The 14,409-nt window shown below is 72.3% G+C and carries 16 protein-coding genes; 5 read left to right on the top strand and 11 right to left on the bottom strand.

Annotated elements, in window-relative coordinates:
* Positions 1-90: 90 nt before the first annotated feature.
* From ACZ53K_RS40280 to ACZ53K_RS40270, 3 genes are all read right to left on the bottom strand, one after another.
* A complete protein-coding gene (locus ACZ53K_RS40280) occupies positions 91-279 on the bottom strand; it encodes a hypothetical protein (protein WP_468847398.1) in 189 nt (62 codons plus the stop codon).
* Positions 280-443: 164 nt separating this feature from the next.
* Positions 444-1,253 (bottom strand): SAM-dependent methyltransferase, encoded by an 810-nt coding sequence (locus tag ACZ53K_RS40275; protein ID WP_468847402.1) that lies wholly within the window; start codon positions 1,251-1,253, stop codon positions 444-446.
* Positions 1,254-1,385: 132 nt separating this feature from the next.
* A complete protein-coding gene (locus ACZ53K_RS40270) occupies positions 1,386-1,952 on the bottom strand; it encodes a rhodanese-like domain-containing protein (RefSeq protein ID WP_468847395.1) in 567 nt (188 codons plus the stop codon).
* Between the two features lie 152 nt (positions 1,953-2,104).
* Here ACZ53K_RS40270 and ACZ53K_RS40265 point away from each other — a divergent pair, with 152 nt between their 5' ends.
* On the top strand, positions 2,105-2,383 hold the full coding sequence (locus ACZ53K_RS40265) for a metal-sensitive transcriptional regulator (protein ID WP_468847393.1): 279 nt from the start codon (positions 2,105-2,107) through the stop codon (positions 2,381-2,383).
* Positions 2,384-2,472: 89 nt separating this feature from the next.
* On the opposite strand, the gene ACZ53K_RS40260 is transcribed toward ACZ53K_RS40265, so the two are convergent.
* Together ACZ53K_RS40260 and ACZ53K_RS40255 are read right to left on the bottom strand one after the other, a co-directional pair.
* Entirely contained in the window at positions 2,473-3,219 is a 747-nt protein-coding gene (locus ACZ53K_RS40260; protein ID WP_468847391.1) for a sulfite exporter TauE/SafE family protein, read from the bottom strand.
* A gap of 123 nt (positions 3,220-3,342) precedes the next feature.
* Positions 3,343-4,713, bottom strand: coding sequence for an MBL fold metallo-hydrolase (locus ACZ53K_RS40255; RefSeq protein ID WP_468847389.1), 1,371 nt, complete (start codon positions 4,711-4,713; stop codon positions 3,343-3,345).
* Positions 4,714-5,104: 391 nt separating this feature from the next.
* Between ACZ53K_RS40255 and ACZ53K_RS40250 the strand changes: the two genes are divergently transcribed.
* Complete coding sequence (locus ACZ53K_RS40250) at positions 5,105-5,719, top strand: GOLPH3/VPS74 family protein (RefSeq protein ID WP_468847386.1); 615 nt, start codon at positions 5,105-5,107, stop codon at positions 5,717-5,719.
* 274 nt (positions 5,720-5,993) lie between these two features.
* On the opposite strand, the gene ACZ53K_RS40245 is transcribed toward ACZ53K_RS40250, so the two are convergent.
* The gene (locus ACZ53K_RS40245; protein WP_468847383.1) at positions 5,994-6,575 is read right to left on the bottom strand and encodes a TetR/AcrR family transcriptional regulator; all 582 of its coding nucleotides are present in this window, start codon (positions 6,573-6,575) and stop codon (positions 5,994-5,996) included.
* A gap of 116 nt (positions 6,576-6,691) precedes the next feature.
* Here ACZ53K_RS40245 and ACZ53K_RS40240 point away from each other — a divergent pair, with 116 nt between their 5' ends.
* Positions 6,692-7,705, top strand: coding sequence for an NADP-dependent oxidoreductase (locus tag ACZ53K_RS40240; RefSeq protein ID WP_468847380.1), 1,014 nt, complete (start codon positions 6,692-6,694; stop codon positions 7,703-7,705).
* Between the two features lie 125 nt (positions 7,706-7,830).
* Here ACZ53K_RS40240 and ACZ53K_RS40235 read toward each other — a convergent pair whose 3' ends face one another.
* From ACZ53K_RS40235 to ACZ53K_RS40220, 4 genes are all read right to left on the bottom strand, one after another.
* Positions 7,831-8,778 (bottom strand): DUF4190 domain-containing protein, encoded by a 948-nt coding sequence (locus ACZ53K_RS40235; protein WP_468847378.1) that lies wholly within the window; start codon positions 8,776-8,778, stop codon positions 7,831-7,833.
* Between the two features lie 140 nt (positions 8,779-8,918).
* Complete coding sequence (locus ACZ53K_RS40230; RefSeq protein ID WP_468847376.1) at positions 8,919-9,707, bottom strand: ANTAR domain-containing protein; 789 nt, start codon at positions 9,705-9,707, stop codon at positions 8,919-8,921.
* Between the two features lie 58 nt (positions 9,708-9,765).
* Positions 9,766-10,443 (bottom strand): ANTAR domain-containing protein, encoded by a 678-nt coding sequence (locus ACZ53K_RS40225; RefSeq protein ID WP_468847374.1) that lies wholly within the window; start codon positions 10,441-10,443, stop codon positions 9,766-9,768.
* 297 nt (positions 10,444-10,740) lie between these two features.
* Positions 10,741-11,307 carry a DUF2690 domain-containing protein gene (locus tag ACZ53K_RS40220; protein ID WP_468847372.1) on the bottom strand — a complete coding sequence of 189 codons (567 nt, stop codon included), beginning with the start codon at positions 11,305-11,307 and terminating at the stop codon, positions 10,741-10,743.
* A 289-nt stretch (positions 11,308-11,596) separates the two neighbouring features.
* On the opposite strand from ACZ53K_RS40220, the gene ACZ53K_RS40215 reads away from it, so the two are divergent.
* Positions 11,597-11,788 carry a hypothetical protein gene (locus tag ACZ53K_RS40215; RefSeq protein WP_468847369.1) on the top strand — a complete coding sequence of 64 codons (192 nt, stop codon included), beginning with the start codon at positions 11,597-11,599 and terminating at the stop codon, positions 11,786-11,788.
* A gap of 156 nt (positions 11,789-11,944) precedes the next feature.
* Positions 11,945-13,225, top strand: coding sequence for an enterochelin esterase (fes, locus tag ACZ53K_RS40210; protein ID WP_468847367.1), 1,281 nt, complete (start codon positions 11,945-11,947; stop codon positions 13,223-13,225).
* A 61-nt stretch (positions 13,226-13,286) separates the two neighbouring features.
* On the opposite strand, the gene ACZ53K_RS40205 is transcribed toward fes, so the two are convergent.
* Positions 13,287-14,375: a YncE family protein gene (locus ACZ53K_RS40205; RefSeq protein ID WP_468847365.1), complete on the bottom strand. Its 1,089-nt coding sequence runs from the start codon at positions 14,373-14,375 to the stop codon at positions 13,287-13,289.
* Between the last annotated feature and the right edge of the window lie 34 nt (positions 14,376-14,409).

The raw sequence follows: 14,409 nt of genomic DNA, 5'->3' as shown, positions 1-14,409 counted from the left end.
GTCATGTGGCGGAGCCACCTGTCCCTTTGCGCCGTGCGGCGAGGGTGCGTGCCGGGCGTCGCGATGCCGCGGAGATCCGTCAGAAGCGCCCTAGGGTGCGCCGACATCCAGGTGGGGCGTGCCGGCGTCGTCGCGCATCCACACGCCACGCTCCGGTGTGCCGAAGTAATCGTCATCGCCGTGCAGTACCCGGAGGGAGACTTGGGGCGCGGTGGCTTTCAGCGCGCTTGTCAGCGTCGTCTTGCCCGCGCCGGACCCTCCGGTCACCGTCAGCAGCATGTGGTCCCCCTTTACGCCGTCTTCGAGCGGCACGGCGTCCTCGCCCGCCGATTCACCACCCTCTCTTCGGAGCAGACGGGGGTGACGGCCGGGTGGCGGCGAGGGGCGGCTTCCGTCGGGAACCGGGAGCCGCCCCCGCCCGCAGGCCGGCGGCCGGGCGGTCGTCAGGCGTTCTTGCGGGCGACGGCCCCGTACATCGCGATGTCCCGGTCGTCGACCTGCTCCTGGTCGGCGTCGGGGCGCCACTGGTGAACCTGCGTCAGCCCGGGGCCGACCAGGTCGAGCCCCTCGAAGAGCCCTTCGGCCTCCGCCTTGGTACGCAGCTTCATGGGCATCCCCCGGCGCGCGTACTCGTCGGCGACCCGGTTGACCTCGCGCGGCGCGAAGTCGGCGGTACCGATGGTCATGGCCAGGAAACTGCCCGCGGGAAGCGGTTCCAGGAGGCGGCGCACCAGGCTGTGGTCGTCGGGCGGGAGGATGAAGTGCAGGATCCCGATGATCATCAGGCCGACCGGCTGCCGCAGGTCCAGCAGTTCCCGGAACTGCTCGGAGCCGATGATGGCCTCGGGGTCGCGCATGTCGGCGTCGACGTACGCGGTCCGGCCCTCGGCGGAACCGGTGAGCAGCGCCCGCGCGTGGGTCAGCACGATCGGGTCGTTGTCGACGTACACCGCCCGGGCGTCCGGCCGTACCTGCTGGACCACTTCGTGCAGGTTCGGGGAGGTGGGCAGGCCGGTGCCGATGTCGAGGAACTGCCCGATGCCTTCCTCGCGGGCCAGGTAACGGGCCGCGCGGTGCATGAACTTGCGGTTGGCCCGCATGTGCACGGGCAGCGCGGGCCACTCCTTGCACATCGCGTCACCGGCCTCGCGGTCCACGGCGTAATGGTCCTTCCCGCCGAGGATGTAGTCGTACACGCGCGCCGAGTGAGCCGTACCGGTGTCTATCCGGTCCACGGGGTAGCCCTGCTCCAACACCCTTGCTCCTTACGGTTGTACCTGCGCCACCACGGTCCTCCGGCGCCACGGCGAGTGTATGCGGTGCCCGATACGATCTTGCCCGGGCGGGCCGGGCCGGGTACGGGCAGGTCCGTACCGGCTCTGTTGCTACCGGTCGAGGGCCGCGAGCGTGGCGTCCAAGTCTGTGGCGCGGGGCCGGTTGTGGGGCAGTTTCGCGAGCAGGGCCGCCATGCCGCAGGTGTCGGTGGCGGCGGAGAAGACCAGGCCGCCGCCGATCGCGGCGGACAGCCAACGGGCGTGGCGGTAGCGGGTGCCGAGCGCGAGACCGGCCACCACGAGGGAGCCGGCTGCGAGGCGGACCTGTCGCTCCATGGGCCAGGCGGCCCCGGTGTGCTCTTCGCACTCGACGGGGTACCCCTCCGCGGTCCAGGCGGTGGTGCCGCCGGTGAGGGTGGCGGCGGGGATGTCGGCGGCGGCGAGTTCTTCGCAGGCGGTGACGGAGCGGTTGCCGGAGGCGCAGACCATCAGCAGTTCGCCGCGGGCGGCCGCCGCCTTGAGGGCCGGGAGGGCGGTCGCGAGGTGGCCGAGGGGGATGTTGTGGGCGCCGGGCAGGTGGCCCGCGGCGTATTCGCCGGGAGTGCGCACGTCGACGACGGTGTAGGCGCTCAGACGATCGGCGGCCTGGCCGGGGTGGAGGGCAGTGTGGGTGATCATGTGCGTGGGGTTCCTTTTCGTTTCTTCACCCGGGGAAAGCGAGTCCCGAACAGACTAGAATACCCGCGGGGGTATCTGACGTGTCCGGCACGCCGGTAGCCGGGACGTCCCCGGTGTGTCTTGGTGTGCAGGTGGTACCCGAAGGAGGAAATATGGAGCTGGAGATGGCGGCCGATGAGCTGAAGAGCGTGCTCAACCGGCTGCGACGGGCACAGGGACAGATCGCCGGAATCATCAAGATGATCGAGGACGGCCGGGACTGCGAGGACGTCATCACCCAGCTCGCGGCGGTCTCGCGCGCGCTGGACCGGGCGGGGTTCGCGATCATCGCGACGGGCCTGCAGCACTGCATGGCCGGTGGGGAGCAGAGCGGCGGCGACCGGGAGCAGATGCGGGCGAGGCTGGAGAAGCTGTTCCTCTCGCTGGCCTGAGAGGCCCGCCGGCCCGAGGGACGTGCCGGCCTGGCCACACGTCATGTCATGGATCACGTCACACGTGCTGCCGCACGTCACACCACACATCACGTCACGGCCTCCACGAGCATGAACACCGCCACGGCCGGCAAGACGTACGCGAACAGCCGCTGCAGGCGCGGCCCGGCGACCTTCCCGGCGAGACGTTTGCCGTCCCAGGCACCCAGCACGGCGGCCGCCGTGAACGGACCGATGACCGCCCAGTCCAGCGAGCCGGCCGCCCCGGAACGGGTGGCCAGCGAGGCCAGCGAGTTGACGGTGATGACCAGCAGGCTGGTGCCGACGGCGGCCCGCATCTCGAAGGCCATCACGGTGACGAGGGCCGGTACGGCGAGGAAGCCGCCGCCCACGCCGAGCAGCCCGGTCAGAGCGCCGAGCCCCGCTCCGGCCCCCGCGGCGCGCCCCGGCCGTACCCCACGGTCCCCGGTCACCGCGGCGGCGGGGCGCAGCATCATGACCGCGGCGAGGGCGGCGATGCCCGCGAAGGCGATCGTCAGGGCGGCCTGAGGCAGACGGGCGGCGGCAGCCCCGGCCAGGGCCGCGGGCAGGACACCGGCGGCGGCGAAGGCCGCTCCCGCCTTCCACCGCACGTTCCCGGCCCGCGCATGTGCGTACAGCGCGGTCAGGGAAGTGACGGTGACGATGAGCAGACTCGCGGTGGTGGCCGCGGCAGGCGTGAAGCCGAGCAGGTAGATCAGCGCCGGCACGGCCAGGACGCTGCCACCGCCACCGAGCGCGCCGAGCGCCAGACCGACCACGCCTCCCGCGACCAGGGCGAGAATCAACGCGCTCACGCCGCCGGCCTCTTGCCGCGCCGGAAGAGAAACATGCTGTGCCTTCTGTACGGGGGAGGGGGAGCATGTGGTGTGGAACGAGGAACGGGCACCGGCACTGGACTCGTGCGCCCTTGACTGCGGTCAGGACCGCGCGACGCTGACCGTCAGTCCCGCGTCGCCCGCCGCCTCGAAGCCGTCGTCGACGGCCACGACCCGCCGGCCCGCGGCGTCCAGGAGGGAGGCGGCGATCGCCGCGCGCATCCCGCCCGCGCAGTGCACCCACACGACGCCTCGCGGGACCTCGTCGATACGGCCGTGCAGCTCGTGGACCGGGATGTGCACCGAGCCCTCCACGTGGCCGTCGGCGCGTTCCGAAGCACGGCGCACATCGAGCACCACCACCTCTTCGCCACGCTGACGGGCCGCGGCGAGGTCGGCGAACGCGGCGCGCGGGAAGGAGGCCGGCTGCTCGCCTTCGCGGAGCCAGCCGGCCGGGTCGCCGGTGGCGGCGGCGGCCGGGCGGTCGATGCCGACCCGGGTCAGCTCCCGCTGTGCGTCGGCGATCCGCCCCGGGGTGTCGGCGAGCAGGGTGACGGGCTTGCCCCACGGGATCAGCCAGGCCAGATACGTCGCGAGTTTGCCGTCGCCCTCGAAGTTGAACGATCCGGCGACATGCCCCTCGGCGAACGCGACCCGGCTGCGCAGATCCACCACCCACTCCCCCGCGGCGAGCCGCTCGGCGATCTGCCGCGCGTCGGCGGGCTCGGGCGGGGTGAGGTCGACGGGGGCGGGGCCCGCAGCATTGACCGGGCCCATGTGGGCGTAATAGGCGGGTACGTCCTCCAGGTCGGCCAGCATGCGGGCGACGAAGGTGTTCACGTCCAGGGTGAGCGCGTCGTTGGCCGTGCGCTCCTTGCCGATCGTGGTGGCGTCCCCCTCGGACTGGGAGGAGGAGCAGAAGCTGCCGAACCCGTGGGTGGGCAGCACCGGAACCTCGTCGTCCAGCTCGTCGGCGAGGCGGTTGGCGGAGGCGTACTGGGCCCGGGCCAGCTGCTCGGTCAGCCGTGGTTCGACCAGGTCGGGGCGGCCCACCGTGCCGATGAGCAGCGATCCGCCGGTGAAGGCCGCCACCGCCTGCCCGCGGTCCTCCAGCGCGTACGAGGTGTGGTGCGGGGTGTGGCCGGGGGTGGCGATCGCCCGCAGCACCAGGCCGTCGTCCACGGTCACCGTGTCGCCGTCCGCGACGGGAGTACGGGCGAACGCCACCTTCGCCGCGGCCGGGACCAGGTAGGCGGCGCCGGTGACACGGGCCAGTTCCAGGCCGCCGGTGACGTAATCGTTGTGTATGTGGGTCTCCGCCACGTACGCGATACGCACCCCGCGCCGCGCCGTGGCGGCGATCACCTGGTCGATGTCGCGCGGCGGGTCGATCACGACCGCGGCGCCGTCGCCACCGGCCAGGTAGCTGCGGTTGCCCAGGCCCTCGAACGCCAGGGTGTCGACGAAGAACACGGTTACGCCTCCTCCATGTATCGGGTGCGCCCCAGGGGGGGACGATGTACCTCGGGGGGTATCTGATGCCCACCATAACAGGGGTACCCCCGGGGGTATTCCGGAACGCTGCTCGGGACCCGGGGCGCCTCCGTCCGGGCAGCGCCCCTCCGCATCGGGTACCCGGTGGGGTATCGGGGAATCCGCTGAGGGCCCACGCTCCGGCGCGCACGACGCCTTCCGGCCTGGCGCCTGTCTGCGCCGACGCGGCCGGGCTACAGTCAACTCCGCACACCACGCCGCCTCTTGCCGCTGCCCAGTCCCGGCCCTCAGCTCCCAGCCCGCGCCCTCGGACCCCACCCGCCCCACGGCCACCCCCGCACCACCGGCACCTCTGACACGGAGCCCTCTCATGACCACACCGCGGGACCTGCAGATCGTCGCCATGATCACCGCCCAGGACGGAACCGCCCCGCGCCCCGCGAACGCGGGCGACCTCTCCCTCGCCCTCGCGGGCGCCGAGGTGATCGACCTGCTGAACGCCGGGATCCTCACCCTGGACGGCAGCCTCGTCGTCCCCGGCGACCGCCGGCCGGCCGACCGCCTGCTGGACGCGGCGGCATCGACACTGATCCGGCAGGCGCCCTACGAGCCGGTCGAGGACTGGCTGTGGCGCCGGGGCCGCGGCCTGTCCGCGGTCTACCGCGCCGCGCTGGCAAAGGAAGGGCTTCTCACCCGGAAGCGCGGCCGCTGGCTCCCCCTGCGTACCGGCCGGACAACGTTGGCCGCCTCGTCCGCCCGCAGCCGCGCGGCCGACCGCTGGGCATCGGGCGAGCCCGTCCTCGCCGCCCTCGCGGCGGCCGCCGGACTCCGCGACAAGCCGGCCGACGACTCCTTCGGCGCGACCGAGGACGCGGTCATGACCGTCCTCGCCGCCGTCAACGGTGCGGTGGTGGAACTGGAGGCCGTACGGCAGCGACGGTCCGTCGAGGACGCCGCGTTCGACAACATCTGGCGGGGCGCGTGACGAAACGGCCACTCAAGTGCGGACAGGCCGTGGCGGGTGAACCACCGTCGCACAGCTGTCTGCCGAGAAGGCGTTGACAGTTCGCGCGACGGCCTACGACTTCCTCGACTCGCTCCGCAACCCGAACACGGTCCGCGGCTACGCGACCGGCGCCGGCAAGACCGCCGAGCGGACCGGGGAGGCCCGTCCGCCGGGGTTGGCCGCGGACGCCGAGACCGGCGAGGCCGCTCGGAGCCGGCCGGCTTGCTCACCCCTGGCAACACGCGCCACCGGGTTATCCGTTCGGCTCAGACTTGCGAAGGTCACCGCCTTCGCTCGCCAGAAGGGCGCTGCCGACGACGTCGAAGAGGCGGTTGGCGCGCGGTGCGAGCGCGGGTTGATCACCGGCCCAGGCGAGCATGGCTATCAGTGCGAACAGGTCGTCGCCATCGATATCGTTGCGGGCCGCGCCAGCGGCCTGGGCCCGGCCGAGGAGCCGGGCACCGGCCGCACGCAGCGTGACGCACGAGGAGTGCAGCGCGGAGTCGGGGTCCTCTATGGCGGCCGCCATCAGCACCGTCACTCCGCGGTACTCAGTCGTCCAGGCAACGCAGTCGCGCACCCATGAGACAAGCGCGTCTCCGGCTGCCTGGGCTCCCTCAAGCTCGCCCGCTTTGGCCGTCAGGTCGCCGAAGCTCGTGTGCAGCAGGGATTCCAGCAGTGCCTCGCGCGTCGGGAAGTGCCGCAGCAGCGTCGCAAGCCCGACGCCGGCCGTGCGCGCGATGTCGCGCATCGACACGTCGATGCCCTGCTCGGCGATGGCGGTGCCCGCCACGGCGAGCAGATGGTCACGGTTCCTCTTGGCGTCGGCCCGCATCGGTCCCCTCGCTTGACCAAGCGGTTCACTGATCCATATATTCGGATCAGTGAACCGTTTATATGGTTCACTGAACCAGATCAGCGTATCCCGCGCCGCGGGCAGGGAGGACCACCATGTCGACCCACACGATGAAGGCGATCCGGCTGCATGAGTTCGGCGGCCCCGAAATGCTGCGTTACGAGGAGGCGCCGGTCCCCGAACCGGCGCCGGGCGAGGTACTCGTCCGCGTGCGGGCGGTCGGTCTCAACCCGCCCGACTGGTACGTACGCGAGGGCATGCCCGGCATCCCTCCCGAATTCAGGCCCCCGTTCGACCTGCCCCTCATCCCGGGGACCGACATCTCGGGGGTCGTGGAAGCCGTCGCCACCGACGTCCAGGACTTCGCGGCCGGAGACGAGGTGGTGGGCCTGCTGCGCTTCCCCGTCCTGATGCAGAGCGGCGCGTACGCCGAGTACGTCACCGCACCGGCGACCGACCTCGCCCGCAAACCGGCCGGCGTCGACCACACGCACGCCGCCGGGCTGCCCATGTCCGGGCTGACGGCATGGCAATACCTGATCGAGCTCGGGCACGACCACCCCTCCCCGTTCCAGGAGGCCAGGCACCGCCCCATGGCACTGGGCAGCGACACCACCGTGCTCGTCAACGGCGCCGGCGGCGGAGTGGGCCACCTCGCCCTGCAACTGGCCAAGTGGAAAGGGGCCCACGTCATCGCCGTGGCCTCCGGCGCCCACGAGACACTTCTGCGCGGCCTCGGCGCCGACGAGTACATCGACTACACCAAGCAGCGCCCCGAGGACATCGTCCGCGACATCGACCTCGTCCTGGACACCGTCGGAGGACCCGCCAGCCGGCGCTTCCTGCCCACTCTCAAGCGCGGCGGCGCACTGTACCCGGTGTACTTCGGGGAGTTCGACGACGAGGAGAACGCGAGACTGGGCATCACCGTCACCGGCACACAGGTTCGCGCGAACGGTGCACAACTCGCCGAACTGGGGCACCTGCTCGACACGGGCGCGATCCGCGTCGCGATCGACAGCACGTTCACACTCGCGGACGCCCAAGCAGCACACCAGCGCGCCGCCCAGGGGCACATCCAGGGAAAGATCGTACTCACGGTCCCTTAGACGCACCATTGAACCGGCCTTGCCCCGGCCCCACGGGCACCGAACGGAGCCGGAGCAAGCCAACCGGTCCCGCGTCCCCTCGGGCAACGCGGGAACCGGTCAACCGGACGGCCGGAGTCGGCGGGTCATTCTCCCGACGACGGCGTCAGCTTGGTGGGGCCGCTCCAGTAGGACTCTTCCCACTGCTTCGCGTCGGGGGTGAACTCGACCTCCATGCGGTCGGCGGCGTCCGGCGGCAGCGAGAAGGCGTACTTGCCGACGGCCTGCCTGCCGGGCAGGACATACCCGGTGATGACCTTCTGCCGCCCGGTGCCGTCGATCACCAGCTCCGCCGAGGCTCCGTCGGCGTCGTTGACACTGGGCAGTCCGGTCTCGACCTCGACCCGCTCGGTGCCGGTGTTCTCGACCGTGACCGTCACCTGGACGGCCTTGTTGCCCTTCGCGTGTCCCATGACGATGCTGCTGCCCGGGACGAACGGCTCGGGCTGGGCGACCGTCACCTTCAGACCGTTCTTGAACGTATAGGACCCTCCGAAGGAGAGGTGCCGCGCCTTTTCTTCCGCCTCGCGCGCCTTCTGCCGCGCCTCGGCGGAGGACTTCACCCGCTCCAGCCGGGCGCGCGCGTCGTCCTCCGCCCGCTTCATCGCCACCGCGGTGAAGATCCCGCCGAAGACCGCGGCCAGCAGACCGAGCACACCCAGGATCACACCGGCCAGCGCCATCCCCTTGCCCGCCGCGCGACCCTTGCGCGCCTGGCTCAGCCCGATGCAGCCGAAGACCACGGCCAGCAGCGCCGGCAGCCAGGACATCCAGAACAGGATGATGAACAGGCCGAGGACCAGGCCGACGATGCCGAGGACCAGGGCGGTGACGGCCATGGCGTTGCCGGGCCGTCGCGCCATCATCGGTTCCATCGGGTACGGTCCCCAGCGGTCCGCGGCCGGTCCGGGTGGCGGCGGGCTCCACGGGTCGCGGTCGGCCGGTTCCGGGGCGGGCGTCGGAGCGGCCGGCGCCGGGGGGACGGACTCCGGCGCGACGGGCTGCTCACCGTCGGGCGGGGTGGATACGGTCACTCACAGTCCTCGAATTGGGTCGAAACAGACAAGCTGTTGACATTACCAGTCGAGTGACTCGGTCGACGCGTCAGCTCTCACTCACGGGACCGGTGACCGCCGGTTCCGCGTCCGCCTGTCGGCCCGCCCGTCCGTACGCCCTACTCGGTGCCCCACTCGGTCGGCGCGTCCTCGGCAGGGCGGTCCGGGTGGTCCGGGTGGGGGGAAGCGGACGGCGGCCGGAGCAGGTCTCCGGCGTCTATGGCGTTCTGGGCGACGGTGGACAGCATGAGGTGATGGCGGCGGGCGTGATCGCGCATGAGGTCGAAGGCGTCGCCGAGAGAGACGTTACGGCCGGCGGCGAGGAAGCCCTTGGCCTGTTCGATGAGGATGCGGCTGTGCAGGGCGATGTGCAGCTGCTCGTTGACGGTGTCGGTGTCGGTGTGCCGGAGGGTGCGGGCGTGGATCAGGCCGATGGTGGCCGCGTCGGCGAACGCCTGGGCCAGGACGAGGTCGTCGAGGGGCACCGGGCTCTCGGTGGCGCGCAGGAGCAGCAGGCTGCCGAGGGTGTCCTGGCGCAGGCGCAGGGGGACGGCGCAGGCGTAGGTGTAACCGGCTCCGCGGGCCTGTGCGGTGAATGCGCCCCAGGCGTCGGGGGCCCGGGCGAGGTCGCCGGGGGTGACGGGTTCGGCGGTGCGGTAGGCGTCCAGGGCAGGGCCTTCCTGCAGGGCCAGGTCCAGCACCCTGGACAGGGCCGGGGTGGGGTCGCAGGGCGCGGGGCTGTACATCTGCGGGCCCGGGTAGGCCAGTACGACCGCGGCATCGGTGACGGCCAGGATGTCGCGGCAGCGGACCGTCAACTGCTGTAGGAAGTCGATGACGTCGAAGTCGGCGACGAGGGTGTCGGCGAGTTCGACGAAGGTCTGGGCGATCTTTTCTTCCCTGCTCATCTTCCTGCTCCTCGATGCGCGGACGCGGGCCCCGGCAGGTCCGTGCCGGTCTGCGGTGTCACGGCGGCAGCTCGCGGAGAATGTCGCGGGCGGTCTCGGTGAGCGGCCGTCCGGAGGCGAACGCCCGGGCCCGGAGCCGCACCAGCGCCTCCTCCAGCGGTACGCCGAGCCGGCAGCTGAGTACGCCGGTGGCCTGGTGCACCTCGACCCAGTGCAGGTCCACCGCACCGGCGGCGCCCGGACCGTTCCGGGACACGGCTTCCCCGGTGTCCGGCCGCCAGGTCAGCAGCCGGGCGGCCAGCGCGTCGGCCACCCGCAGCCCGTCCGCCGCCTGTGGTGCGGTCAGCGGACCCGGAGTCCTGCGGTAGCCGGTCAGCGTGCCGAAGCGCGCTCCTCCGGTCCGTACCGGCCATACGAACATCGCCCGCACTCCCAGGGCCTGGGCCTCGACGACGAACTGCGGCCACTGTTCCGCCGCGCCCACGCCCAGGTCCACCACCTGGCAGGGCACCTCGCTGAAGTCCGTCGTCATCCCGGGCCCCTGCCCGAGGGTGAATTGCGCGTCCTCCAGCCGCGCGCTGATGTCGTCGCTGAACCACACCAGTTCCGCGCCCCACTGCAGGGAGACGGCAATGCCCTCCAACCCCAGCGCGTGCGCGCACCGCACCGCCCACACACGGTGCTCCCCAGCTCCGACGGCCCGCTCCAGACCGACGAGCAACTCTTGTACAGACACCCGGTGCTCCATCACTGAGCCTTCCGCGCCGAGCGGCGGACCGGCACTGAAGACGGCCACTATCCGTATCCGGAGCCTACTCTCCCGCCGCTCGGGGGAGTCGGACAGCGTGGTAACAATTCCCGCCGAGCGAGGCGCAGTAGAAGCCCTAACCAGCATGAAGTACTGCCGGCGGAGGGGTAAGGAGTACGGCGCGAACTGCCGGCCTATTCTCCCCGCCCGGCTGTCACGCAAGGTGACTTCCGCGACGGCGCGGCGCGGGTACGGCGCGTCTCCTGCGCCCGGCGGCGGGTGGAACTACTTCCAGGCGGTGGCGTCCGTCACGACGACACAGTATTTGCGCCAGTTTCCGGTGCGCGACGCCGAGACGGTCGGCTCCGCGCACGCCGTGGCCCGGAAGGTCCGGCCCACCGACGCCATCCGCGTGTACTGGTCGGCGCCGTACTCGACGACGGCACTGCGGGCCGAGCCGCCCTCCACCCGGACGGTGACCACGTCCCCCACCTCGGCGTGGGTGATCCGCCCCCACACGGCCCCGCAGCGTCTGCTGTAACGGACGTGCAGCCATACGGGATTGCCCTGCTGCGGAAGCCAGGTGACCGCGTCCGCGGAGCACCCCTCCTTCTGCGGGTCCTTGCCGTCGCAGCCGGCTCCCGGGCACGGGGGCGGCGCCGGGGGCGGTGGCGAGAGCCAGTCCTGCAACGCCCCGGTCAGCAGGACCGGCAGCACCGCGCCCACCACGGCTGCCGCGAGCGCCACCACGAGAGCGTGCGTACTGTGCTCGCGCAGCCAGTCCCGCGCACGCCGCCATCGCGTCCGCCTCTCCACGCCCGCGCCCGCACCCTCGACCTCGGAGTCGCTCACCCTGCCTCCCGACGTCCTCCACGGCCCCACCAGCATCGGTGGCGCCTCGGCACGCCGGTAAGAAAGATTCACGCCCCATGCGGAACGTTTCGGCGCGCTGTATCGCCGACACGGCGCGCGCCGGGGGCGCCTTTCCCGGGCGTGCGCCAAGCGGGGGCGCATGAGCGTTCCTGTGTCGTTTGCGGCCTGCGAACGCACGGTAAAGGCCGGGTATAGCCGCTGATGAGGGCAGCTCGGGCCTTCTCCGGCCCGGGCCTCAGGCGGGCCAATGCAGACAACAGGGGGAACCATGTTCGATCTCAGGGCCGAGGCGGAAATGCGCCTCTTCTCGGAGAGGCTGGCCAGGGAACTCGCCGGGAAACGGTCGGCCGCTGCGGGCGGCGCGGCCGGCGGCGACACGAAGGATCCTTCCGGCACCGGCCGGGAGCCCCCGAAGCCCCCGGAGGCACCGGAAGCGGCAGCGGAGAACGCCGAGCCGTGACGGACCGCACGGTCAGCCGGTCCCCCGGCCGGACCGGACCGGGCCGGGCGCGGGTCGCCGGACGGGACGTAAGGTAAGGGTGACCTTACCCACCGACCAGCTGCGATCCCCCTCTCCCTCCGCCCCCCCCGCGCCACCGACACGGAGACCGCCTCGATGACCGTCATCGCCCCGCCCCCCGACACGCCGCGGCACCCACCCCGGGTCCCGCGGCCCTCGCCCGTGCCGCGCGCCACCGACGAGCGCGTCGTCCGCCGGGCGGCCGGGATGTCCGCGGCGGAGTTCTGGCAGACGGTGGAACGCGAGGGCACGCCGCTGACCGGACCCGATCCGCAGGGCGCGGCGGACCACGCCCTGGTCACGTTCCTGTGGCGCGGCTCCCCCGCCACCCGCGCGGTCCTGGTGTCGCCCAACAAGCTCGCCGATCCGCGCGACCCGGCCGGCAACCTCATGGACCGCGTCCCCGGTACGGACGTGTGGCACTGGTCGGTGCGGATGCGCCGGGACTGGCACGCCACGTACACCCTGTGCGTGGACGAGGGCGACGGCCCCGCCGACGATGCCGCGTACTGGCCGTGGCTGCGCACGCAGCAGCGCGCCGACCCGTTCAACCCGCGCGCGCTCGCGAGCCGTTGGGGCGACGTCCCGGCCTCCTGCGTCTCGCTGCCCGGTGCGCCGCAGGGCGAGATATGGCGGGAGCGGACCGGCGTGCCCCACGGTTCCGTCTCCGTCCACACCGTACGCAGCGCGCTGCTCGGCAATGAGCGCCGGGTGTGGCGGTACGCACCTCCGGGCGGCGCGGAGCCGGGTGCGGAACTGCCCGTCCTGGTCCTCCTGGACGGGGAGATGTGGCAGCCGGGGCTCGGCGTGGCCACCCTGCTGGACAACCTCATCGCGGACGGCCGGATCCCTCCGCTGGCCGCGCTGCTGCCGGAGTCGCTGGGCGCGGACACCCGCTGGGCCGAGATGACGTGCGACCCGAGGTTCACCGGTTTTCTCACGGACGAGTTGCTGCCCCGGGCGGGCGCGGATCTGCCGCTGACCGCCGATCCCGCCCGTACCGTCGTGGCAGGCCAGAGTCTGGGCGGTTTGACCGCCGCGTACGCCGCGGTGAGCGCGCCCGGCCGGTTCGGCGGCGTGCTGGCGCAGTCCGGCTCCTTCTGGTGGCCGAACGGGCCGGGCGCGCAGTGGCTGACCGGGCGGATCGCGGAGTCCCCGCGGCTTCCGGTGCGGTTCCGGCTGTCGGCGGGCGAGCAGGAGTGGGTCGCGCTGCCCGCCAACCGCCGGCTGCGCGACACCTTGGCGGCGAAAGGGTACGACGACGCGGTGTACCGCGAGTTCAACGGCGGCCATGACTACCTGTGCTGGCGTACGGATCTGGCCGACGGGCTGTGCGACCTGCTCGGCCCGGGGGCAGCCGGGCCGGCGGCCGCATGACGCGTCGGGGCCCGGCCGCCGGAGTGCGGCCGGGCCCCGGTGCGGGGTTGCCCGACGGGCCTCAGTGGGAGCGCGTGAGGCTGATGCGGTGCACCGAGTCGATCCGGTCGGCGCCGGCCGCTGACTTGTCCACCACGTAGGCCGTGCCGCGGCGCACCGTGACGTGGTTCGGGTTGGGGCCGGTGGCCAGCTCGGCCAGGACGGTGCCCTTCTTCGGGTCCACGACGGTGGTGGTGCCGCTGCCCCGGTTGGCGACGAAGACCCGGCCGGAGCGGTGATCGGCGGCGACGGAGATCGCGCCGGCGCCGGTGGGCACGGTCCGGGTGACGGCGCCCTTGCGCAGGTCGACGACGGAGAGGGTGCCCGCGGCCTGATCGGCGGTGTAGGCGGTGCGGCCGTCGGCGGAGAGTTCGATGCCGATGGGGGCGTCGCCGGTGGGGATGAAGCGCGGTTCGGCCTTGTACGGGCTGACCGCGATGATCCGGTCGTTGGTCAGGTCGGTGGCGTAGGCGGTGCCGGTGCGGGCGTCGACGGCGAGTCCGGCGGTGCCGGCGCCCTCGACCTTGACCCGCTTCTTCTCCTTGAAGGTGCGGGTGTCGAACGCGACGACCGTGCCTTCGCCGAAGCCGCTGGTCCAGGCGAGGTCGTGGCGCTTGTCGACGACGATCTCGCGGGCGTGGGCGACGCCGGGGAGGGTGGCGAGGTGCTTGCCGGTGCGCTGGTTGTAGACGGCCACCGAGTTGTTGCGGGTGTTGGTGGTCCACACGGTGTCGTGCTCGTCGTCCACGGCCACGCCGTAGACCGCCTCGACCGCGCCGGTGGCCGGGTCGGTGACCGGCGGCGTGTACGCCTTCTTGACCTTGAGCGTCTTCGGGTCGACCGCCAGCAGTCTGGACTGGGTGACCGGCGGCCGGCCGACGGCTGTGGTGGTCCACAGGACATGGTGGCGCTCGGAGTAGGCCGACTGGTAGAGCCCGGTGGCCAGTTGGGCGGAGTCCACGCGGTACGACGCCTGGTGCGCGGGCCGGTCGTGTGCGACGGCGGTGCCGCTCGCCGCCAGGGCGCTGCCCGCGGCGACGGCGAGGGCGGTGGCGCTGCGGACGAGACGGCGGGAGACGGTGCGGGGCTGCGGCGTCTTGGGGGCGCTCATGGTCTGGACTCCTCCTGAAGAGGCAGGTGAGACG

Source organism: Streptomyces sp. NPDC033221 (genome assembly GCF_055577005.1).
This window is presented reverse-complemented; position numbering and strand designations above follow the sequence as displayed.